A 20637-nucleotide genomic window follows, 5' to 3' on the forward strand; every position below is an offset into this window, starting at 1 on the left:
GCCATGATCCCGCCTCTCTCCCCCGGGTCCAAGGTGCTGTCGCTGTACGCGATCTTCTGCGCCGAGCTGCGGGTGCGCGGCTTCGCGGGCGACCTGACCTTGGCCGAGGCCGACCGCACCGTGCTCGCCACGGACAACTCGATCTACCAGATCACGCCGCAGGCCATCGCCTTTCCGCGGGGTCTCGACGACCTCGTGCGCATCGCGACCCTGCTGGCCGAGGAGCGGTTCGCCGGCGTGCGGATCGCCCCCCGCGGCGGCGGGACCGGGACCAACGGCCAGTCCCTGACCGACGGCCTCGTGGTCGATCTCTCGCGGCACATGAACCGCATCCTCGCCATCGACCCAGCGCGCCGGACGGCGCGAGTCGAGGCGGGGGTGGTGAAGGATCAGCTCAATGCGGCCTTGGCCGAGCACGGCCTGTTCTTCGCCCCCGAACTCTCCACCTCGAACCGCGCCACCATCGGCGGGATGATCTCGACGGATGCCTGCGGCCAGGGTTCCTGCCTCTACGGCAAGACCCGCGACCACGTGCTCGCCCTCACCACGGTGCTCGCCGACGGCACGGTCTGGCACTCCGAACCCCTCGACGCGGCCGGGCTGGAGGCGGCCCAGAGCCGTCCCGATCTTGCGGGTGCCATCCACCGGGAGGTGGACAAGCTTCAGCGTGAGAACGCCGCGCTCATCGCACAAACCTTTCCGCCGCTGAACCGCTGCCTCACCGGCTACGACCTCGCTCACCTGCGCCGCGAGGACGGACGCTTCGACCTCAACGCCGTGCTGTGCGGTTCGGAGGGGACGCTTGGCCTCCTCGCCGAGGCAACGCTCAACGTCCTTCCGCTGCCGAGCCACGTGGCGCTGGTGAACCTCCGCTACGACAGCTTCGACGCGGCCCTGCGCGATGCTCGTGCGTTCGTGGCGTTCGGTGCGGCCTCGGTCGAGACGGTCGATTCCAAGGTGCTGGGGCTCGCCCAGGAAGACCCCATCTGGGAGGGCGTCGCCGCCTACTTCCCGGAGGACGGAGGCGAGCGGGCCCGGGGCGTCAACCTGATCGAGTTCGTCGGCGACGACGAGGGGGCGGTCGAGACGGCGCTCGCCCGGCTCACGGCGGCCCTGGACGAGGCTGGCCGGGCCCACGGCCGCCGGGGCTACACGGTCGCCCGAGGCGAGGCAGACGTCGATCGGCTCTGCGCCATGCGCAAGAAGGCCGTCGGCCTGCTGGGCAACACCAAGGGTGACCGGCGGCCCATCGCCTTCGTCGAGGACACCGCCGTCCCGCCGGAGCATCTGGCCGACTACATCGCGGAGTTCCGCGGCGCCCTGGACCGGCGCGGGCTCGATTACGGCATGTTCGGCCATGTCGATGCCGGGGTGCTCCATGTCCGCCCGGCCATCGACATGAAGGCGCCCGGCGCCGAGGCGCTGGTCCGCGCGGTCACCGAGGACGTCGTCGCCCTGACCCAGCGCTACGGCGGGCTGCTCTGGGGCGAGCACGGCAAGGGCGTGCGCTCCGAGTTCTCACCAAGGTTCTTCGGCCCGCTCTACCCCGTCCTGCAGGCGGTGAAGGCGGCGTTCGATCCGCGCAACCAGTTCAATCCTGGCAAGATCGCAGCCCCCGAAGGCAACGCGCTGCTGACCGTCGACGGCGTGCCGACCAAGGGGTCGCGGGACCGGGCAATCCCGGAGGACGTCCGGGCCGGCTACGACGAGGCGCTCCACTGCAACGGCAACGGCGCCTGCTTCAGCTGGGACCCGGACGAGGCGATGTGCCCGTCCTGGAAGGGCACCCGCGAGCGCCGGCACTCGCCGAAAGGCCGCGCCCAGCTGATGCGCGAGTGGCTGCGTCGCCTGGCCCTCGAAGGGCGCGACCCGCTGGAGGAAGCCCGGCGCCTGCGTGCCCGGCCGGGCTGGCTCACCTTCCCGGCCCGCCTCGCCGCGACCCTGCGCCGGCGGGACGACTTCTCGCACGAGGTCCACGAGGCGATGGCAGGCTGTCTCGCCTGCAAATCCTGCACCGGGCAGTGCCCGATCAAGGTCGACGTGCCGACCTTCCGGGCGAAATTCCTCGAACTCTACCACGGCCGCTACCTGCGACCCTTGCGACACCACGCGGTCGCCGCCCTGGAGGCCGCCGTGCCCCTGCTGGCGAAGGCGCCGCGGCTCGCGAATGCCGTGACGTCCCTTGGGCTCACGGAGATGGTCGGGCTCGTCCATATCCCGAAGCTGTCGGACCTCGATCTGCGGAGCGAATTGAGCGCCCGCGGCGTCGCCTTCGCCGATGTGAAGACCCTGGAAGGTCTCCCGGAGGCCGAGCGCCTGACGAGCGTCATCGTCGTTCAGGACGCCTTCACGAGCCACTACGATACACCGGTCCTCCTCGCCCTCCTCGACCTGTTGATCGGCCTCGGGTTGCGGCCGTGGCTCGCGCCCTACCGCCCGAACGGCAAGCCGCTGCATGTCCACGGCTTCCTCGGCCGGTTCGCGCGTCTGGCGGCGGTGAATGCCGACGATCTCGGCCGGCTCGCCGCGACCGGTGTCGCCCTCGTCGGTCTCGACCCGTCGATGACGCTGACCTACCGCTCCGAGTACCGGCAGGCCCTGCCGGGGCGGGACCTGCCGCAGGTCCACCTTGTCCAGGAATGGCTCGCCAGCCGCTTGGAGGCAGCTCCCGCGCTCTCCGAGACCGAGCCCTACTGGCTGCTGCCCCACTGCACCGAAAGGGCGACGGCGCAGCCGGCGCTCGCCGATTGGACCGAGGTCTTCGCCGCACTGGGGTTGCGCCTGTCGGTGCTGCCCTCGGGCTGTTGCGGCATGGCCGGCACCTACGGCCATGATGCCGAGCACCGGGCGATGTCGGAGCGGATCTACAGCCTGAGCTGGGCCGAACACGTCGCCAAGAGGGGCCTCTCGGGCCGCCTGCTCGCCGACGGCTACTCCTGCCGCTCGCAGGTGAAGCTCATCGATGGCCTGCGCCTGCCCCACCCCGTCGAAATCCTCCGCGACCACCTCACCGCCAGTCCGCTTGCCGGTCGGCGAACCATCCCCCTCACCGCATAGCCCGACAGGAGCACACCATGGCAGATCGCACACAATTCCGGCTCGGCCTCGTCGGCTACGGCGAGATCGGCAGCACGCTCGGCGCCGGCCTGCGCGGCGCCGGCCTCGACGCAATCGCCTGCTACGACAAGTACGCCTTCGACGGCCCCTACGCGGATCTCATCCAGGCGCGGGCCAGGGATGCTGGTGTCACCCTCGTCCGCTCGAACGCGGAGCTCGCCGAGGCCGCCGACCTGATTGTGAGCTTCACGCCCGGCGCCTCCTCCCTGGAAAGCGCCGACGCCTTCGCCCCGGTGCTCACGGCCCGGCACACTTTCCTCGACTTCGCCTCGGCCACGCCGAAGATCAAACAGACCGTCGCCCGGAAGCTCGAGGCGACCGGCGCTCTTCTCGGCGACGGCTCCATCGAGGGCACGCCGCTGCATGGCTATTCCATGCGGATGCTGTCGAGCGGCCCGGCCGGCGAGCGGGTGTGCGACCTCCTCGTGCCATGGGGGATGCAGATCGAGTTCACCGGTTCGGTGCTCGGCACCGCCTCCGGGATCAAGATCATCCGCTCGGTCCTGATCAAGGGGATCGAGGCGCTGACCGACGAGATGCTGCTCGCCGCCCGGCAATACGGGATCGACGAGGTCGTCCTCGCCTCGGCCTCCAAGACCCTCGCCCGCCCGTGGATGGATACGGTCCAGAGCCTCACGCCGTCGGGGGCGATCCACGCCAAACGCCGGGCCGAGGAACTGGAGATGTCGGCCGACGCCGTCGCCGATGCCGGGGTCGAGCCGATCATGGCCCGCGCCGTCGCCCAGCGCCTGCGCTGGAAGGAGAGCCTCGGCCTCAAGGATCACTTCAAGGGCGTCGTCCCCCGGACCTACCAGGAGGCCCTCGACGCCATGGTGCTCAAGGCCGGCCTCAAGCCCGTCGCCTGACGCCGCATCTGCCCCCCTGCATCGAAGGACGACCATCATGGCCATCGGTTTCAAGATCCATCCCCGCACCCGCACGGTCGACACCGCCACCGTCGAAAAGTTCAAGGGCATCGCAGTCGCCAACATCAGCGATTCCATGAGCCGCATGAGCCACGGCGGCGCGCGGATCCGCCCGCTTCATGCCGGCGGTGTGCTTTGCGGTGTCGCCCTCACGGTGCGGGTGCGCCCCGGCGACAACCTGATGGTACAGGCCGCCCTGAACCGCGCGAAGCCGGGCGACGTGCTCGTCATCGACGGAGACGGCGATCTGACGAACGCCTTGATGGGCGAGCTCATGCTCTCCCACGCCCAGCACATCGGCATGGCCGGCGTCGTCGTGAACGGAGCGGTGCGCGACTACGGCTGGATCCGCAGCGGCGCGTTCCCGGTCTTCGCCGCCGGCATCACCCATCGCGGCCCCTACAAGCACGGGCCTGGGGAGATGAACGCCACCATCGCCATCGAGGGCATGGTGATCGAGCCCGGCGACCTGATCGTCGGTGACGACGACGGCTTCGTCTGCGTGCCCTTCGACCAGACCGAGGAAGTCTTCGCCGCCGCTGACAAGAAGCAGCAGGGCGAGGCCAAGACCATGGCGGCGATCAAGGCGGGCACCGTGGATCGCTCCTGGGTCGAGCGCGCCCTCGCGGAGGCGGGCTGCGAGGGGATCTGATCCCCTGCCGCCCCAAACCACAAAGGCTCAAGGGCGCGGGACGTCACGCGAGCCACATCTCGAATAAGAGGGAGGTTGGGACGTGAACGTCTCCGAGCAAGCCAAGCATCCGCTTGAGTTCGCGACCATGCGCCGGGTCATCCTGCGGCTCGTGCCGTTCCTGATGCTCTGCTATTTTTGCGCGTTGCTGGATCGGGTCAACGTGGGCTTCGCCGCCCTGCAGATGAACAAGGATCTCGGGCTGACCCCGGCCACGTTCGGCTTCGCGGCGAGCCTGTTCTTCGTCTCCTACTTCCTGATCGAGGTGCCGAGCAATCTCGCCCTGCAGAAGGTCGGGGCGCGGCGCTGGATCGCGCGGATCATGATCACCTGGGGCTTCGTCACCATGGGCATGGCCCTCGTGACCGGGCCCCATTCCCTCTACGTGATGCGCTTCGTCCTCGGCGCGGCGGAGGCCGGGTTCTTCCCGGGCGCGATCCTCTACCTGACCTATTGGCTGCCGAGCGAGTACCGGGCCCGGGTCCTGGCGACGTTCACGGTCTCGATCCCGCTGGCGACCTTCGTCGGCTCGCCCCTGTCCGTCTCGCTCCTCGAACTCGATGGGATGCTCGGGCTCAAGGGCTGGCAATGGCTGTTCGTGCTGGAGGGCCTGCCCACCGTCCTCCTCGGCATCACCTGTCTGTTCGTGCTGACCGACCGGCCCCGCGATGCCAACTGGCTGAAGGATGAGGAGCGCGCATGGCTCGTCGGGCGCCTCGACGAGGAGGCGGCGCGGCGCAAGCCCATCGGCCACATCTCCCTCTGGCAACTGGCCCGGAACAAGTACTTCCTGACGATGGCGCTGGTCTGCTCCGGTGCCTCCGCGACGGGGAGTGTCCTGTCGGTGTGGCAGCCGCAGATGATCAAGTCGTTCGGGCTGACCAACCTGCAGACCGGCTTCGTCAACTCGATCCCCTACGGCTTCGCCACGATTCTGATGGTGCTCTGGGGCCGCCACTCCGACCGGCAGGGCGAGCGGCGCTGGCACACGGCGATCCCGCTGCTGCTCGCGGCCTTCGGCCTGGCGTACCTCAACCTGACCGGAGGCATCGCCACCGCCGTCCTGGCCGTGACCTTCGCCCTCGTCGGCGCCTACTCCTTCAAGGGGCCTTTCTGGGCGCTCTCCGCCGGTTGGCTGTCGCCGGGGACGCTGGCGGCCGGCCTTGCGGGCATCAACGCGATCTCGAACCTGATCGGCGGCGGCCTGATGGTGAACATCGTCGGCCTCGTGAAGGACGCGACGGGAAGCTTCCCCCTCGGGATGCTTCCGGTCGCCGCCCTCGATGCCGCCGCGGCGATCAGCGTGATCCTGATCAGCCGCGCCCATGCCCGCGAGGCTCGGACCGCGGCGCTGGCCGCCTGAGCCACATTCCCCACCCCCAACACCGAGGACACGCGATGTCGTTCTTCGCTCCCCCGCCGATGGTGACGGCCGAGGTCTTCACGCGGCTGCCCGATCGTTTCCGCAAGGCCCGGCCGACGGCCTGGGCCAACGCCAACCGCGGCGGACACGCCATCGATTCCTTCCTCGAAGGCCCCGTCTTCGACCGCGCCGGGCGCCTCTACGTCACGGACATCCCCTTCGGCCGGATCTTCCGCATCGACCCTGCCGGCGAGTGGGAACTCGTCGCCGAATACGACGGCTGGCCGAACGGCATGAAGATCCACCAGGACGGGCGGATCTTCATCACCTGCTACAAGCGCGGCCTGATGCTCCTCGACCCCGACACCGGGGCGGTGACGCCGTTCCTGGAAACGGCGGGCTCGGAAGGTTTCCGAGGGGTCAACGACCTGACCTTCGCCAGGAATGGCGACCTCTACTTCACCGATCAGGGCCAGACCGGGCTGCAGGACCCGACCGGCCGGGTTTACCGCCTGCGCCCGTCAGGCGAACTGACCTGCCTCGTGGACACTGTGCCGAGCCCCAACGGCATCGTCATCGACGATGCCATGAACAACCTGTTCGTGGCCGTGACCCGCACTCAGCAGATCTGGCGCATCCCCCTGAACGCCAGCGGTCTCGTTGCGAAGGTCGGCGTCTTCTCACAGCTGCACGGCGGCCTCGGTGGCCCGGACGGCATCGCGCTGGACGCCGAGGGCTGTCTCATCGTCGCGCATACCGGTTTCGGGTCGATCTGGCGGCTGTCGCCGCTCGCCGAGCCCCTGCTGCGGGTGCGGTCCCCCGCCGGAATCTCGACGACCAACGTCGCCTATGGCGGCCCGGACGGCACGTCCCTGTTCATCACCGAATCCCAGACCGGAAGCATCCTCACGGCGCGGATGCCGGCTCCCGGCCAAACCCTCTTCTCGCATCACTGAACGGACCGGACGGATGACGATTGCGATGACCCGCCGCGAACATCTCGCGGTCCTGATGGCCGGCGCCGCCATCGGCGCAGGAGTGCGGCCCGCCTCGGCCCAGACCGTGCCCTGGTCCTCGGGCACGGACCGGCCGACATTCACCGTGCCGCCGGGGGCCACGGATTGCCATCATCACCTCTACGATGCGCGTTTCCCGGCCGCGCCTGGCGCCACCCTGCGACCGCCGGATGCGACCGTCGCCGATTACCGTCTGCTGATGCAGCGCCTCGGCATCACCAGACACGTCGTGGTGCAGCCCTCGACCTACGGGGTCGACAACAGCCTCCTCGTTCAGTCCGTGAAGGAGTTCGGGCCGACGGCGCGCGGCATCGCGATGCTGGACGCCTCGGTGACGCCCGAGGACCTGAAGCGCCTGGACCGGGCCGGCATCCGCGGCGTTCGGTTCGGCACGCGCCTGCCGGGCGGGGCGCCCCTCACAGACATGGTGCCGGTCGCCCGCAAGATCGCCGACCTCGGCTGGCACATCCAGCTCGTCACTGACGGCGATAGGATCGTGGAGTTGGCCGACACTCTGAAGGGCCTGCCGGTACCGGTCGTCTTCGACCACATGGGCCATCTCCCGGAGCCCGCCGGCCCCGATCATCCGGGCTTCAAGGTCATCGCCGACCTGATCGAGACGCACGGAGCGTGGGTCAAGCTCACCGGCGCCTACATTCTCTCGAAGGTCGGGCCGCCGAGCTACGCGGATCGCAGCCGCCTCGCCCGCGCCTACGTGCAGCTCGCCCCCGAGCGCCTCGTCTGGGGCAGCGACTGGCCGCATCCAACCTCCCCCGCCGATGCGAAGCCGGACGATGCCGTGCTCCTCGATCTCCTGGCGAACTGGGCCCCCGATGAGGCGGTGCGGAACCGGATCCTCGTGGCCAACCCGGCCAAGCTCTACGGCTTCTGAACGCGCGCCCAATGAGTTTCATGCCCCCCACGCGGCGATGCATCCTCGGCGTGGGAGGTGCCTTCACCCTCGGGGTGGCTCACATATTGCAATCGCCAAGCGCGGCCAGCCCTCGACACAGGTGATGAGTGTGATCTTCAGGGGCGATCGATGACGATCCAGTCGTACTCGGCCTCCGATGCGCCGGCCCCTGCCGCGCTTGACAGCACTTACCGCCGTATCACCCTGCGGTTGCTCCCGTTCCTGATGGCCCTCTGGGTTCTGTCCTGGATCGACCGGGTGAACATCGGGTTCGCCAAGCTTCAGATGCTGGCCGACCTTAAATTCAGCGAGACCGTCTACGGCATCGGCGCGGGGATCTTCTTCATCGGCTACTTCATCTGCGAGGTGCCGAGCAACTTGTTATTGGAACATATTGGCGCCCGAAAAACTATTGCACGGATTACCTTCTTGTGGGGCATCTGCTGCGTAGCAATGATGTTCGTCACCACGCCCGCTTTCTTCTACCTCCTGCGCTTCTTCCTCGGGGTTTTCGAAGCCGGCTTCTATCCGGGTGTCATCCTGTACTTGACATACTGGTACCCAAGCGAACGGCGCGCCAAGGTTTTCGGCCTGTTCATGTCGGCCTCGGCGCTGGCCGGCGTCATCGGCGGTCCGCTCGCCGGCGGCATCCTCAACGGCATGAACGGCGTCAACGGCTGGGCGGGCTGGCAGTGGGTATTCCTGCTCGAGGGCATCCCCTCGATCCTCGCGGGCCTCGTCACGCTGCTCTACCTGACCGACCGGCCGTCCAAGGCCACATGGCTGACGCCCAAGCAGCGGTCGCTGGTCGAGGCCGACCTCGCCCGCGACGCGGCCGCCCAAGGCCCACGCGAGCACCGCATCTTCGCTTCGCTGAAGGACGTCCGCGTCTGGCAATGCATCGCGATCTTCTTCTGCATCGTCACGGCGAATTCGGCGCTGACCTTCTTCGGACCGAGCGTGGTGCGCGACGCCGGTTTCACCGACCCCCTCACCGTCGGCTGGATCATGTCGGCGGCCTACCTGTGCGGCGGTGCGGGGATGATCCTCAACGGGCGCGACTCGGATCGCACGGGCGAGGCACGCCTCCATTGCGGCGTGGCGGCGTTCGTCGGGGCCGCCGCGATCGCGCTGACCGGCCTCCTCGTATCGAGCGCCCCCATCCTGGCGATGATCACGCTCGCGGTGGGGATCGTCGGCACCATGAGCGCGATCCCCGTCTTCTGGCAGATCCCCGGGCGCTTCCTGGCAGGTTCCGCCGCGGCGGCCGGCATCGCGCTCATCAACTCGGTCGCCAACCTCGCGGGCTTCGGCGCCCCAGCGGTGATGGGCTACCTGCGCGAGCTGACCGGCTCGGTCTCGGTCGGTCTATGGATCGTCGCGGCCGTCGAGGCCCTCTCACTCGCGCTGATCCTCGCCTTCGTCCCGCCCGCGATCCCCGAACTCAAGCGGCGCGCGACGGCCCGCGCCGCACATGAGCCGGCGTGATCTCACCAACACCAGGAGCCAACCTTGGATCATCCTTCAAAGCGATCCGAACTGACGCGGCGCAGCCTGGTCGGCGTCGGCCTCGGCACCGCGGCGGTGGCTTCCGCAAGCGCGGTGATGGCCCAGGGCGCGCCCACGAGCCCTCCGGCCAAACCGGGCGCGCTAACGACCGCCCCGACCTCGCAGACTGGCCTCTCGCCGCGTTTGACCCTGCACGCGATCGACAACTTCCACGGCACGCCGGCCGCCGGGATGGTCTGTGATCTCGCGAGGCTCGAGGGCGAGGGCTACAAGCCACTCAAAACCATCACCACCACGGCGACCGGGCGCCCGGCCGACCCGTTGCTCGTCGACGACGCCTTCAAGGCTGGCCACTACGAGCTCGTGATGCATTTCGAAGACTATTTCGCGAAGCTTGGCGTGACGCTCCCCAGCCCGAACTTCCTGAGCCTCGTGCCGATCCGCTTCCAGATCCGTGACACCGGCCAGCGTTACCACCTCCCGGTGCTGCTCACGCCCTGGGGCTATTCGTACTATCGCGGCAGCTGAGCCCGGCACGGACCGTCCCCGGAACGGATAGACCCCCTCTCTCGCTCAGGACACCGAAGATCATGGCCGGCATCTCGACCCACGTCCTCGACACCGACCGCGGCCGCCCGGCCGGCGGGGTGCGCATCGACTTCTCGATGCTGGAGGACGGCAAGTGGCGCCTCGTGAAAAGCGTCGTCACCAATGCCGATGGCCGCACCGACAAGCCGATCTTACCCGGCGACGAGGCCAAGGTCGGTCAGTACGAGCTGGTGTTCCACGTCACCGACTACCTGAGGGCCCGGTCTGGCACGGCCGAGGCCGATATCTTCATCGACGACCCGGTGGTTCGCTTCGCGATCTTCGACGCCAAGCAGCATTACCACGTGCCGATGCTCTGCGCGCCGGGCAGCTTCACCACCTATCGCGGCAGCTGAGGCCCCATGCCCGACATCGCCGCCATTAACCGCCTCGAGCGGGACGCCTTCGTCGCCCTGCTCGGTGGGGTGTTCGAGCACGCCGCCTGGGTGGCTGAGGCGGCTTGGCTGGGCCGCCCCTTCGGCAGCGTCTCGGACCTGCATGCGGCGATGATGGATGCGGTACGCGCCGCCCCGCCGGATCGGCGTCTGGCTTTCCTCAACGGTCATCCGGAACTCGCCGGCCCAGAGGCGCGGGCGAAGAGCATGACCGCCGAGTCCGTGAGCGAGCAGGGTGCTGCGGGGCTCGACCGGATGCCGCAGGAGGACGCGGACACTTTCGACCAGTTGAACGCGGCATACCGACAGACATTCGGCTTTCCGTTCATCGTTGCCGTGCGTGGCCGAAACCGAAGCGAGATCCTCGCGCTGTTCAAAGCGCGCCTCCTACGCTCGCGCGACGAGGAGGAATCTGTCGCCCTCGATGAGATTGCCGCGATCACGCGGATGCGGCTCGATCGGCTGGTGAGCGAGGCAAGCCGCTGACCCGGTGAGCGGATCGGGCGCGGGGAGACGGGGGTACGGCGCATCCTCGACCCGGTCCACGGCACGACGCTGGATCAACGCGAAAACGCCGCTGCGGCCCCCGTCGGCCTCCTGTGCGGGAGCCCGTTTCGGCGGGTGCGATATTCAGAGGACTCCGGTCCTCACGCAATGCTCAGGCCTTATCGGCAATGCGAATTTCCAGGGTCAGACCGGCGCCGGTCGCCAGACCCACGAGGGCGTCCAAGCTGAATTTGCCGAGCTTGCCTCGGAGCAGATCATTGAGCCGGGGTCGTGTGACCCCGAGCCTCCTGGCAGCTACCTCGTGGGGGACGTTCCATGCCTCCACGCGTGTCACGAGAGCAGTGAGCAGATCGGCCCGAGCCTTCATGTTGGCGGCTTCGGCCTGGGTGTCGGCGATGGCGTCGAACACGTCGCTGAAGGTCTGGGCTTCCACAGGTAAACCTTCCATGCTCAAAGCCGCTTCGTGGCGATCTCGATGTCGCGTTGGCGTTTTTGTTGGGTCCGCAGCTCAAAGGCATGAACGACCAAAACGCCAAGCGGCAGCATCGCGAGATACCTGCGATCACCGAGCGGGCGGTGTGATATTGAGCGTATCAGGCGATGTGCTGAATGCCGTGCCGCCGAACGAGCGAAAGCAATTTTAGCGCGCTCCCAGTCGGCTTCTTGAGCCCACTCTCCCACTTCGCGACGGTGCTTTCGCTGGTGTTGAGATAGCGCGCGAAGACCGGCTGGCTGACGTTGTTCGCCTCACGCAGTTGCTTGATGACCGCAGGTTCGATCGGTTCAGGTAGTGTCAAACAGCTCTCATCGAACTGGCGCATTGTCGCCTTATCGATCGTTCCTGCGATGAACATGCCCTCGGCTGCGCTGTGTATAGCTTCGAAGGCGTCGCTCTTGAATTTACGCCTGCTGCTCATGACAAATCTCCACCAGTTGCCTTGCGGCTATCTCTTTAGCGATATCAGCGACTGATTTATTCTCATATATCTTGGCAAGCTTACGAAAGCCATCTAACTCGTCATCATCGATATTATCGCGGTCCTTCTTCGCGAAAATATATGTGTAGATCCAAAAACTTTCGCCTTTCGCCAGAATGATACTTCTGTGCATGTTCTTGTTAAGGCGTTTCTTGAAGACACCGCCGCCCAAGTCGTCAGCTTGTCCCTTCATTGTTTCCGAAATTGCCTCACATAATTCGTCATCTGAAATCTTCGCCTTTTTGGCCTGCTTGCTGAACCAGCGCGTCTTGAAAACCCGCGTCATGTCGGTGCCTCTGACATGGCAAAAGGTATCACTTAGTCCTACTTAAATCAAGGATGGTTTGAAGATGTCGCCGTGTCGCGGCGACATCTTCGGAGGGCTTACGCCACCTCTCGCAGGTCGGCGGAGTCGCAATCCTCGCCCTCGACGGGGCCCGGTCATGGCCGGGCTGCGAGCCGTGCAGGAAGATCACTACGCGCTCGGCGTTGCTGGCCGCCTGAAAGATCGCGCGCTTGTCGTTCTTCAGGACCGTAATCCAGGAGGCGATACAGGCGGCGTGATCCTGGCGTGGCTCGATAGGGAGGCGGATGTCGGCGCCCGTATTCGCGAAGAATGCATCGACCTGGGGAAGGCGGTCGTGGGCCGTGAGGGCCTTGGCCGCAGCGCGGCACGCATCAAATCGCTCGGGCAAGCCGTCGATCTGGTCGGCGCAAAACATGGCGTAGGCTTTGAGGAAGAAGGTACGCCGCTTCTCCTCGTTGCCATTGCCCCTCAGTCGGTACGCCCGATGGCGCCGGCATAGACGACCCGGACAGCGTCCTTAAGACGCCTGCGAAGGATCTCTGCCTTCGAGCGCGACCGATTCCTGTCACGTTGACTGGCAAGGGCCGGGAGGAGCCCCACTGCTTTTTCAGCCGTCATCCTCAAGGGAGACCAACCGCATCCGACCCAGCACGGTCGTCCACCCTTGTCTCGCCTTCGTCCGAAACCCGACGCGGAACCATCGCTCGGCGAAGCGGGATCACGACACCCCGGGGTGCTGTCACCAAACGTTACACAACAGCCCAGCGGGATCACATCACAGCCAGATCGCGTGGTGACAATGCTATCAGCCGCCCCGACACCATGCGGCGATGAGGATCGCAGATGCCCGGTGAGGACGAAGTCGTCCACGTGACGTGGGGTGTGAGCCGGGCGGACACCATCCGTGACGCCCTCCAGTCACAAGGCGACGAAGCGCGCGTCATCGCGCTCTCGGGCTCCCTCGATTTCGGCCCCATCAATCCGCCGGACCCAGAGGTGCGACACGCTTGGCTCAGAGCCGTCTTGCGGCCCGATCCCTACGCCGATGAGCGCGACGTGGAAGAGCCGTGGGTGGAAGCCACGTCGGCGAGGGTGCATCCCGTCTACTGGGTCTGCCTGAGCGACCCGGCCGAACACGCCAGTTTTCTCGAATTCGCCTTCCGGATGCAGGGTCGCCCCTTCGATGTCATCGACGCGACGAACCTCGACTTCGTCACGCGTGACGGCATCCGAAGGCCCTGGTCGCTTGGGATCATGCGGTGTGAGGACATCGTCGCGTCTGGCCTGAGGGACAAGCGACGGGTGTTCTCTCAGGCCGAGTGCGACGCCGCAGCGGCTGCGTGGGCGGCATTGAGGAGCGAGGATGCCCCATTGCGCATCGTGCGCGACGGCCGCTTGATGTCGGCGCCTCTCACGCAGTTCGATGCTGTGCTCATCTCGCAAGCCACGCCAGACTGGGAAGTCGCTGCAAGAGTCATCGGGCGCACGATGCACCATCTGACCGTCGAGGTGGACCCACCCGGTCAGATGGTCGGCGACATCATTCTGTTCGGCCGTATCCAGGCTCTCGGCGATGCGGGAAATCTGGAGATCAGAGGGCCGGGACCGGGTATGCGCGATTACGAGATCAGGAAGCCCATCACCCGTTGACCGGACGGATATCCTGAGCGTGCACGTCGATGGCTCACCGGTTGACGAGGCAATGTTATTACATAACCATTAGGCGTCGCTTCATCACAGCCACGCCATCGGCCACCTCCATGCAGACCCACGATTCGCGCCTTCCCGTCACTGTGCTGTCCGGCTTCCTGGGCGCGGGCAAGACCACGCTGCTCAACCACGTCCTGAACAATCGCGAGGGCCGGCGGGTCGCGGTGATCGTCAACGACATGAGCGAGGTGAACATCGACGCCGATCTCGTCCGCGAGGGCGGCGCCGACCTCTCGCGGACCGACGAGAAGCTCGTGGAGATGACCAACGGCTGCATCTGCTGCACCCTGCGCGACGACCTGCTCGCCGAGGTGCGGCGCCTGTCGGAGGCGGGCCGGTTCGACTACCTGCTGATCGAGGGGACCGGCATCGCCGAGCCCTTGCCGGTGGCCTCGACCTTCTCGTTCCGCGACGAGGACGGGATGGCCCTGTCCGACGTCGCCCGCCTCGACACGATGGTCACGGTGGTGGACGCCGTGAACCTGCTCAAGGATTACGGCTCGAACGACTTCCTGCGCGACCGCGGCGAGACGGCGGGCACGGAGGATACCCGCACCCTGGTCGACCTGCTGGTGGAACAGATCGAGTTCGCCGACGTGGTCGTGATCAACAAGGCGCGGGACGTCGCGCCCGATCACCTCGCCTTGGTGCGCTCGGTGGTGCGGGGGCTGAACGGCGACGCGCGCATCGTCGAGACGTCTCACGGGCAGGCGCCCCTCGACGCGATCCTCGACACCGGGCTGTTCGACGAGGAGAAGGCGCAGCGGCACCCGCTCTGGTTCAAGGAGCTGTACGGCGCCGCCGAGCACGTGCCGGAGACCGAGGAATACGGCATCAGTTCCTTCGTCTACCGGGCGCGACGCCCGTTCGACCCCGCCAAATTCAAGGCCTTCATCGATGCGACCTGGCCCGGCCTCATCCGGGCCAAGGGCCATTTCTGGCTGGCGACGCGGCCGGATTGGGTCGGCGAGTTCTCGCTGGCCGGCGCCGTCGCGCACGTCTCGGCGATGGGTTTCTGGTGGTCGGCCGTTCCGAGGAAGCGCTGGCCGGAGGCGACGGAATTCCGGGAGCGCCTCCAGACCGTGTGGAGCGAGGTGTGGGGCGACCGTCGCCAGGAACTCGTCTTCATCGGCACCGGCATGGACCGCGCCGCCATCACGGCGGCGCTGGATGCCTGCCTCATCGAGACCGGGCGCGACGTGGCCCCGTTCGACCCGGCCCCATACCGGGGTCTCCCCGACCCGTTCCCGGCTTGGCGGCGCGCCGCCTGAGAGGCCTGGGACTCGTCAAGCGCGGAGTTCGGGGACGACCGGGGTGCAGGCCGCCCGGATGCCGCGCGACCGGCGGCCGGGGCCGTCGCCCGCGCAAGGCGTCGGTCAGGTCCGCGCCGGGTGGACCGATCGCGCATCGGCGATGAGCTGCGGCAGGTCTGCTACGATCCCTTGCAGATCGGCAGGGGTCGAGGGGGAGGGGCGGGGTGGCTCGCCTCGTATTGCGCGATGAGAGGTTCCAGGGTCTCGCGCGGCCAGAAACGCGGCGAACGGATCTGCTGGAGGCAGGAGGCGTTCCAGTAAGCGCCTGAGCGCGACGCGGCCCCCCTTCGCGCCGCCACCGCCGCGATGTCGTCCGCTTCGGGGTAGATGTAGACCGTCGTGGGGTTGTCCTGCATCAGAGGGACGATCTCGGCGGCATCGGCGCTCGACCAACTCGTGCAGCCATTGCTGCGCCCGGTGGCGTACTCGACCAGCGTTCCGCTCGGCACGTATCCGTCGGCGTTCGCGTGCGGGCTGTCCGGGGCTTTGCGCTGGCACAGGCCCCGCATCACCAGGGCGGCATGCCCGCCGATGGCGCGTTCGCGGGCGTTGTCGGCCGCGCCTTCGCCGTCGAATTGGACGAAGGCGCGCGTCAGGGCTGCCTCCCGGCCCGACGCGGTTCGATAGTAGCCCTTGAACGAGGTTTTCGTCTCGGCGGTCACGTAGCTCCCGCCAGCGGTCAGCAGCGAGCCCTGCGCGTTGCCGAAGTTCTTCGCGCACCGTCTGTCATTCGCGAAGTTGGCGAGGCCAGGCAGGTTGCGCCCGCTGCCGTGCCCTGCCGAGACCGCACGGAAGACTCGTTCGGACTCACAGATCGTATAGAAGCGCGCGCCCGATGGACCGTCGCTGGGCCGTGTCGCATCCATGGCGAAATAACAGGCGTTCCCGACCCGGCCCTGGCTCGACTTGCGCAGGTAGAGGGCGCGGGCTCTCTCCAGCACGACCGGAGCGATCTGTCCGGCGCCCTCACCGACATGGGCTTGGAGCCATTGCGGGAGGGGCGCTGCCTGCTCGGCCGCCAACACGGGTGGCGCGGCCAGCGGTAACGAACCGCCGCAACCGATCAAGACGAGGAGGGCGGACCGGGCGGGCTTGTTTGCGATTGGCAAGCGTCTCTCCCAGCCTGCTTATCAGAGTCGTCGGTCGTCCAGCCCACGGTCGAATCGGGCGCTCGTCAGCATAACAGCGATAAGACGGGGGAGGTTGGCAAGCGTCGCCAGTGACGCCCATTGGCCCGCGACCCGAGCCCTGGACTGGCCCGCCGGGCGCCTGCCAGGCAACACGCGCCGGGTAACCCGTTTACTGGTGGGGCAGGGGCGTGGCGCGACACGATCTCTGACCAGCTCGAACGCGGGCGGGTGCCTCGGCCCGGTCTCGCTCAGGCTTTGCTGAGCGTCCGGGCGGCGACGAGGGCATGGAGGGCGGCGGCGTCCCTGGCGCCGCGCAGGGCCGCGGCGGTCTCCGGGTCGCGCAGCCAGCGTGCCACGCTGGCCAGCGCGTTCAGGTGCTGGCTCTCGCCCCCGGCGGGCAGCAGAAGCAGGAAGACGAGATCGACCGGGCGGTCGTCGACCGCGTCGAAGTCCATTGGATCGCGCAGCCGCGCCAGCAGGCCAAACGGGCGGTCGATGCCTTCGAGCCTCGCGTGAGGCAGCGCCACGCCGTCCCCGACGCCGGTCGAGCCCAACTCCTCCCGCTTGGCGAGCGGGGCGAGGATCTCGTCGACGCCGAGGCCGAGCCGGTCCGCCGCACGCGCGGCCAGGCTCTCCAGAAGGGCCTTCTTGGAGGGCGCACGCAGGCCCGCGAGGACGTCCTCGGGCGCGAGGATCTCGTCGATGGTCATGGTGCCGGCCGGCGGAGCGTCGTGAGCGGCATCAGTGCGTCGTCTCCGTCGTGCGCGGCTTGATGTTCGGTTCGTCGTCCGGGGCGCGGAGCCTGTAGCCGACGCCGGTCTCGGTGAGAAGGATGCGCGGCCGTTCGGGGTCGGCCTCGAGCTTCTGGCGGAGTTGGCGCACGTAGACGCGCAGATACTGCGGGTCCGAGGAGACCGAGACCTCGTTCATGAGCTGCGCGTGGGTGAGCACCTTGCCGGCATGGAGCACGAGCACGCGCAGGAAGTCGTATTCCCGCGGGGTCAGCTTCACCTCGGAATCGTCGACCTTCACGATCCTGCGGACGAGGTCCACGCTGAGACCGTCGACCCGGAACACCGGACGCTCGCCGCGCTGGGCGAGTTGGTGGCGCAGCGCCGCGCGCAGTCGTGCCAGGAGCTCGGCCATGCCGAACGGCTTGGTGACGTAATCGTCGGCGCCGAGATCGAGGGCCTCGACCTTGCCGCCCTCGTCGTCCCGGCTCGACAGCACCACCACCGGCAGGCCGGGATGGCTCGCCCGGATCGCGCGGAGCAGGTCGTGGCCGCGCATATCCGGCAGGCCGAGGTCGAGGAGGACGAGGTCCACGCCTTCGCGCTTCAGAACGTCCAGAGCGGTCGCCCCGTTGGGCGCCTCGAGGATGGCGTAGCCCTGGGTCGAGAGGCCCATGCGCAGCAGCTTGCGGATCGGCGGCTCGTCGTCGATCACGAGGACGGTCGGGCTCATGCGGCGATGTCCTTGGGCGTGCGGGCGGGGACCGGCAGGGTCACGGTGAAGACCGCGCCGGAGCGGTCCCGCCGGTTGGCTGCGGTGACGGTGCCCCCCATCGCCTCGACGAAGCCGCGCGAGATGGCGAGCCCCAGCCCGGTGCCGGCGCGGACACGGTCGCTCTTGCGCACCCGGTAGAACTTGTCGAACAGGCGCTCGACGTCCTCCTCCGGGATGCCGTTGCCCTCGTCGAGGATTTCGATGCGGACGGACCGGCCGTCCTGCCGGGCCCGCACCGTCACGGTCGTGTCCTCGGGCGCATACTTCGCGGCGTTGTCCAGAAGGTTGACCAGCACCTGCTCGAACAGGACCGGGTCGAGCCGCAGGGTCGGCAGGGTCGGCGCGAGGTCGACCGCGATCCGGTGCCCGCGCAGCATCTTCTCGAGCCGGCGCAGGGCCGTGTCGACGGTCTCGGCCACATCCTGCGGGGCGAGGTTCGGCGCGACCGCGCCGGCCTCGAGGCGGGTCATGTCGAGGAGGTTCGCGATGAAGCGGTTCAGCCGCTCCGATTCCTCGATGACGGTCGAGAGAAGGTCCGCCTTGGCCTCCGTATCGAGGACGGCGTCGAGGTCGCGCAGCGTGCTGGCCGCGCCCAGCACCGAAGCGAGCGGCGTGCGCAGGTCGTGGCTGATCGAGGTGAGCAGCGCCTGGCGCAGGCGGTCGGTCTCGGCGGCGCGCTCGGCCCGGTCGAGATCCTCCACCAGCCGCACCCGCTCGATGGCGAGCGCTCCCATGTCGGCGAGGGCGTCGAGGAGGCGGCGGCCCTCCGGCGTCAGGATCGGGCCGGTCCCGTCCGCGTCGAGGCCGATCACCCCGATGGTGCCGCGGCCCGTGCGCATCGGCAGGAACAGGCGCTTGGCGCCCGGCAGCGTGTCGGCGCCACGGCCCGCCGGGCGGTCGTTGTCGAAGGCCCATTGCGCCGCCGCCACGTCGGCCTCGTCCAGCATGTCCTCCGGCGGGTAGCCGGCCCTGACGGTGACGGCCTTGCCCTCGGGCAGGAGGAGCACCACGCGCACCTTCAGCATGGCCGCGACCTGGGCCGAGGTCGCCCAGAGCACGTCGTCGAGGGTGCCGCAGGCGGCGAGCTTCCGGGAGAACCCGAACAGGCGCTCGGTGGACCGCGCCCGGCCCTGGCTGACCACCGCCGTCAGCCGCGCGCGCGCGGCGAGGTTCGACACGAGGACGGCGACGAGGGTGAAGAGCAGGAAGGCGGCGACGTTGGTCGGGTCGGCGATGGTGAAGGTGTAAACCGGCGGCAGGAAGAAGAAGTTGTAGGACAGCGAGGCGGCGAGGACTGCCGCGAGTGCCGGGCCGAGGCCCCACCGGACGGCGACGCCCACCACGGCGGTGAGCAGGAACAGGTCGGCGTTCTCCACGCCCGCGTACGGTTGGGCGAGGATGGCCGTGCCGAGGCCGGCCCCCACGGCGGCGAGGGCGACGAGGTAGGGGAGGGGGTCGAAGGTCGCCCGGGGCGCGGCGGTCGCGACCGCCCGGCGCGTCGGCTTCTCGGGCTGCACCGCCTCGCCGGGCACGACGTGAACGCAGATGGCGCCGCCCTGGCGCACGAGGTCGTGCACCACCGATCCGTTGACCAGTTCGAACAGGCGGGAGCGCTCGGACTTGCCGACAACGATGTGGTTGACGTTGGCCGAGCGGGCAAAGGCCAGGACATCCTCGGCGATGCGGCGACCACCCGGCAGGGTCACGGCGTCACCCCCGAGCTTGTCGGCGAGCCGCAAGGCCTCGGCGATGCGGTCGCGCTCCGCCTCGCTCAGGGAGGCCGAGCGCATCCCCTCCACAGCCAGGGCCGTCCAGGGGGCGTGCAGGCGGTCGGCGAGCCGCTTGGTGTAGCGCACCAAGCCGGACGAGCGGGGATCCTCGCTGACGCAGACCAGCACGCGCTCCCCCGCACCCCAGGGTCCGGGGATCGCGTTCGCTCGCATATGGCCGAGAAGTTCGTCGTCGACCCGGTCGGCTGTGCGGCGCAGGGCCAATTCGCGCAGCGCCGTGAGGTTTCCGCGCGAGAAGTAGTGCTTCAAGGCGCGCTCGGCGTTGGTGGGAACGTAGACCTTGCCGGCCTTCAGGCGGTCGATCAGGTCGTCGGGGTTGAGGTCCACCACCTCGATGTCCTCGGCCCGATCGAGGACGCCGTCCGGCACCGTCTCGCGGACGCGGATGCGCGTGATGGAGGCGACGACGTCGTTGAGGCTCTCGACATGCTGGATGTTGAGTGTCGTCAGGACGTCGATGCCCGCGTCGAGCAGTTCCTCGACGTCCTGGTAGCGCTTCGGATGGCGCGAGCCCGGGGCGTTGGTGTGGGCGAGTTCGTCCACCAGGGCGATCTGGGGGCGGCGGGCCAGCAGGGCGTCGAGGTCCATCTCCTCCAGGACGGTGCCGTGATACGGCACGGGCCGCCGGGGGATCACCTCGAACCCGTCGAGCAGGGCCTCGGTCTCGGCGCGGCCGTGGGTCTCGACCACCCCGATCACCACGTCGGCCCCGGCCTTCGCCTTGGCGCGGCCGATGGTCAGCATCTCGTAGGTCTTGCCGACGCCGGGGGCGGCGCCGAGGAAGACCTTCAGCCGGCCGCGCGTCCGCTCCTCCCGCCGCGCCGCTTCGAGCAGCGCGTCGGGCGAGGGGCGGTTCGGGTCGCGGCCGGTCTCGGGCAT

Annotated in this window: 20 protein-coding genes; 12 read left to right on the forward strand and 8 right to left on the reverse strand. The window is 68.2% G+C overall.

Annotation, left to right across the window (positions count from 1 at the left end; all coding sequences use genetic code 11):
* Positions 1–3 precede the first annotated feature (3 nt).
* From ydiJ to uraD, 10 genes are all read left to right on the forward strand, one after another.
* Positions 4–3057: a D-2-hydroxyglutarate dehydrogenase YdiJ gene (gene ydiJ, locus ACS5Q7_RS20135; protein ID WP_478341031.1), complete on the forward strand. Its 3054-nt coding sequence runs from the start codon at positions 4–6 to the stop codon at positions 3055–3057.
* A 17-nt stretch (positions 3058–3074) separates the two neighbouring features.
* Complete coding sequence (locus ACS5Q7_RS20140; protein WP_478341032.1) at positions 3075–3983, forward strand: DUF1932 domain-containing protein; 909 nt, start codon at positions 3075–3077, stop codon at positions 3981–3983.
* Between the two features lie 37 nt (positions 3984–4020).
* Entirely contained in the window at positions 4021–4695 is a 675-nt protein-coding gene (locus ACS5Q7_RS20145; RefSeq protein WP_478341033.1) for an RraA family protein, read from the forward strand.
* Between the two features lie 82 nt (positions 4696–4777).
* The gene (locus tag ACS5Q7_RS20150) at positions 4778–6097 is read left to right on the forward strand and encodes an MFS transporter (protein WP_478341034.1); all 1320 of its coding nucleotides are present in this window, start codon (positions 4778–4780) and stop codon (positions 6095–6097) included.
* Positions 6098–6132: 35 nt separating this feature from the next.
* Positions 6133–7053, forward strand: a complete 921-nt coding sequence (locus ACS5Q7_RS20155; protein WP_478341035.1) for an SMP-30/gluconolactonase/LRE family protein — start codon at positions 6133–6135, stop codon at positions 7051–7053.
* 13 nt (positions 7054–7066) lie between these two features.
* On the forward strand, positions 7067–8005 hold the full coding sequence (locus ACS5Q7_RS20160; RefSeq protein WP_478341036.1) for an amidohydrolase family protein: 939 nt from the start codon (positions 7067–7069) through the stop codon (positions 8003–8005).
* Positions 8006–8155: 150 nt separating this feature from the next.
* Positions 8156–9514, forward strand: coding sequence for an MFS transporter (locus ACS5Q7_RS20165; protein WP_478341037.1), 1359 nt, complete (start codon positions 8156–8158; stop codon positions 9512–9514).
* A gap of 24 nt (positions 9515–9538) precedes the next feature.
* Positions 9539–10063 carry a hydroxyisourate hydrolase gene (gene uraH, locus ACS5Q7_RS20170; protein WP_478341038.1) on the forward strand — a complete coding sequence of 175 codons (525 nt, stop codon included), beginning with the start codon at positions 9539–9541 and terminating at the stop codon, positions 10061–10063.
* Positions 10064–10125: 62 nt separating this feature from the next.
* Positions 10126–10479, forward strand: coding sequence for a hydroxyisourate hydrolase (gene uraH / locus ACS5Q7_RS20175; RefSeq protein ID WP_478341039.1), 354 nt, complete (start codon positions 10126–10128; stop codon positions 10477–10479).
* Between the two features lie 6 nt (positions 10480–10485).
* Positions 10486–11004: a 2-oxo-4-hydroxy-4-carboxy-5-ureidoimidazoline decarboxylase gene (gene uraD, locus ACS5Q7_RS20180; protein ID WP_478341040.1), complete on the forward strand. Its 519-nt coding sequence runs from the start codon at positions 10486–10488 to the stop codon at positions 11002–11004.
* A gap of 172 nt (positions 11005–11176) precedes the next feature.
* On the opposite strand, the gene ACS5Q7_RS20185 is transcribed toward uraD, so the two are convergent.
* The 4 genes from ACS5Q7_RS20185 to ACS5Q7_RS20200 form a co-directional block, all read right to left on the reverse strand.
* On the reverse strand, positions 11177–11458 hold the full coding sequence (locus ACS5Q7_RS20185) for a helix-turn-helix domain-containing protein (RefSeq protein ID WP_478341041.1): 282 nt from the start codon (positions 11456–11458) through the stop codon (positions 11177–11179).
* A 160-nt stretch (positions 11459–11618) separates the two neighbouring features.
* Positions 11619–11942, reverse strand: a complete 324-nt coding sequence (locus tag ACS5Q7_RS20190; RefSeq protein ID WP_478341042.1) for a helix-turn-helix domain-containing protein — start codon at positions 11940–11942, stop codon at positions 11619–11621.
* Entirely contained in the window at positions 11926–12288 is a 363-nt protein-coding gene (locus ACS5Q7_RS20195) for a type II toxin-antitoxin system RelE/ParE family toxin (protein ID WP_478341043.1), read from the reverse strand. The genes ACS5Q7_RS20190 and ACS5Q7_RS20195 overlap by 17 nt, the downstream gene beginning before the upstream one ends.
* A gap of 28 nt (positions 12289–12316) precedes the next feature.
* The gene (locus ACS5Q7_RS20200; protein ID WP_478341044.1) at positions 12317–12724 is read right to left on the reverse strand and encodes a zincin-like metallopeptidase domain-containing protein; all 408 of its coding nucleotides are present in this window, start codon (positions 12722–12724) and stop codon (positions 12317–12319) included.
* 428 nt (positions 12725–13152) lie between these two features.
* Between ACS5Q7_RS20200 and ACS5Q7_RS20205 the strand changes: the two genes are divergently transcribed.
* Complete coding sequence (locus ACS5Q7_RS20205) at positions 13153–13959, forward strand: DUF3658 domain-containing protein (RefSeq protein WP_478341045.1); 807 nt, start codon at positions 13153–13155, stop codon at positions 13957–13959.
* Positions 13960–14069: 110 nt separating this feature from the next.
* On the forward strand, positions 14070–15290 hold the full coding sequence (zigA, locus tag ACS5Q7_RS20210) for a zinc metallochaperone GTPase ZigA (protein ID WP_478341046.1): 1221 nt from the start codon (positions 14070–14072) through the stop codon (positions 15288–15290).
* A 161-nt stretch (positions 15291–15451) separates the two neighbouring features.
* Here zigA and ACS5Q7_RS20215 read toward each other — a convergent pair whose 3' ends face one another.
* The 4 genes from ACS5Q7_RS20215 to ACS5Q7_RS20230 form a co-directional block, all read right to left on the reverse strand.
* On the reverse strand, positions 15452–16441 hold the full coding sequence (locus tag ACS5Q7_RS20215) for a hypothetical protein (protein ID WP_478341047.1): 990 nt from the start codon (positions 16439–16441) through the stop codon (positions 15452–15454).
* Positions 16442–16710: 269 nt separating this feature from the next.
* The gene (locus ACS5Q7_RS20220; protein ID WP_478341048.1) at positions 16711–17172 is read right to left on the reverse strand and encodes a PTS sugar transporter subunit IIA; all 462 of its coding nucleotides are present in this window, start codon (positions 17170–17172) and stop codon (positions 16711–16713) included.
* A gap of 31 nt (positions 17173–17203) precedes the next feature.
* On the reverse strand, positions 17204–17926 hold the full coding sequence (locus tag ACS5Q7_RS20225) for a response regulator (RefSeq protein WP_478341049.1): 723 nt from the start codon (positions 17924–17926) through the stop codon (positions 17204–17206).
* The gene (locus ACS5Q7_RS20230) at positions 17923–20637 is read right to left on the reverse strand and encodes an ATP-binding protein (protein WP_478341050.1); all 2715 of its coding nucleotides are present in this window, start codon (positions 20635–20637) and stop codon (positions 17923–17925) included. Before ACS5Q7_RS20230 ends, ACS5Q7_RS20225 begins: the two co-directional genes overlap by 4 nt.

The sequence above is a fragment of the Methylobacterium sp. Gmos3 genome (assembly GCF_056430985.1).

What these genes read in the sequence shown, in the direction of transcription:
- ydiJ (WP_478341031.1), top strand. Translation starts at nt 4, where the DNA reads ATGATCCCGCCTCTCTCCCCCGGGTCCAAGGTGCTGTCGCTGTACGCG.
- ACS5Q7_RS20140 (WP_478341032.1), top strand. Translation starts at nt 3,075, where the DNA reads ATGGCAGATCGCACACAATTCCGGCTCGGCCTCGTCGGCTACGGCGAG.
- ACS5Q7_RS20145 (WP_478341033.1), top strand. Translation starts at nt 4,021, where the DNA reads ATGGCCATCGGTTTCAAGATCCATCCCCGCACCCGCACGGTCGACACC.
- ACS5Q7_RS20155 (WP_478341035.1), top strand. Translation starts at nt 6,133, where the DNA reads ATGTCGTTCTTCGCTCCCCCGCCGATGGTGACGGCCGAGGTCTTCACG.
- ACS5Q7_RS20160 (WP_478341036.1), top strand. Translation starts at nt 7,067, where the DNA reads ATGACGATTGCGATGACCCGCCGCGAACATCTCGCGGTCCTGATGGCC.
- ACS5Q7_RS20165 (WP_478341037.1), top strand. Translation starts at nt 8,156, where the DNA reads ATGACGATCCAGTCGTACTCGGCCTCCGATGCGCCGGCCCCTGCCGCG.
- uraH (WP_478341039.1), top strand. Translation starts at nt 10,126, where the DNA reads ATGGCCGGCATCTCGACCCACGTCCTCGACACCGACCGCGGCCGCCCG.
- uraD (WP_478341040.1), top strand. Translation starts at nt 10,486, where the DNA reads ATGCCCGACATCGCCGCCATTAACCGCCTCGAGCGGGACGCCTTCGTC.
- ACS5Q7_RS20190 (WP_478341042.1), bottom strand. Translation starts at nt 11,942, where the DNA reads ATGAGCAGCAGGCGTAAATTCAAGAGCGACGCCTTCGAAGCTATACAC.
- ACS5Q7_RS20195 (WP_478341043.1), bottom strand. Translation starts at nt 12,288, where the DNA reads ATGACGCGGGTTTTCAAGACGCGCTGGTTCAGCAAGCAGGCCAAAAAG.
- ACS5Q7_RS20200 (WP_478341044.1), bottom strand. Translation starts at nt 12,724, where the DNA reads ATGTTTTGCGCCGACCAGATCGACGGCTTGCCCGAGCGATTTGATGCG.
- ACS5Q7_RS20205 (WP_478341045.1), top strand. Translation starts at nt 13,153, where the DNA reads ATGCCCGGTGAGGACGAAGTCGTCCACGTGACGTGGGGTGTGAGCCGG.
- zigA (WP_478341046.1), top strand. Translation starts at nt 14,070, where the DNA reads ATGCAGACCCACGATTCGCGCCTTCCCGTCACTGTGCTGTCCGGCTTC.
- ACS5Q7_RS20220 (WP_478341048.1), bottom strand. Translation starts at nt 17,172, where the DNA reads ATGACCATCGACGAGATCCTCGCGCCCGAGGACGTCCTCGCGGGCCTG.
- ACS5Q7_RS20225 (WP_478341049.1), bottom strand. Translation starts at nt 17,926, where the DNA reads ATGAGCCCGACCGTCCTCGTGATCGACGACGAGCCGCCGATCCGCAAG.
- ACS5Q7_RS20230 (WP_478341050.1), bottom strand. Translation starts at nt 20,637, where the DNA reads ATGCCCGAGACCGGCCGCGACCCGAACCGCCCCTCGCCCGACGCGCTG.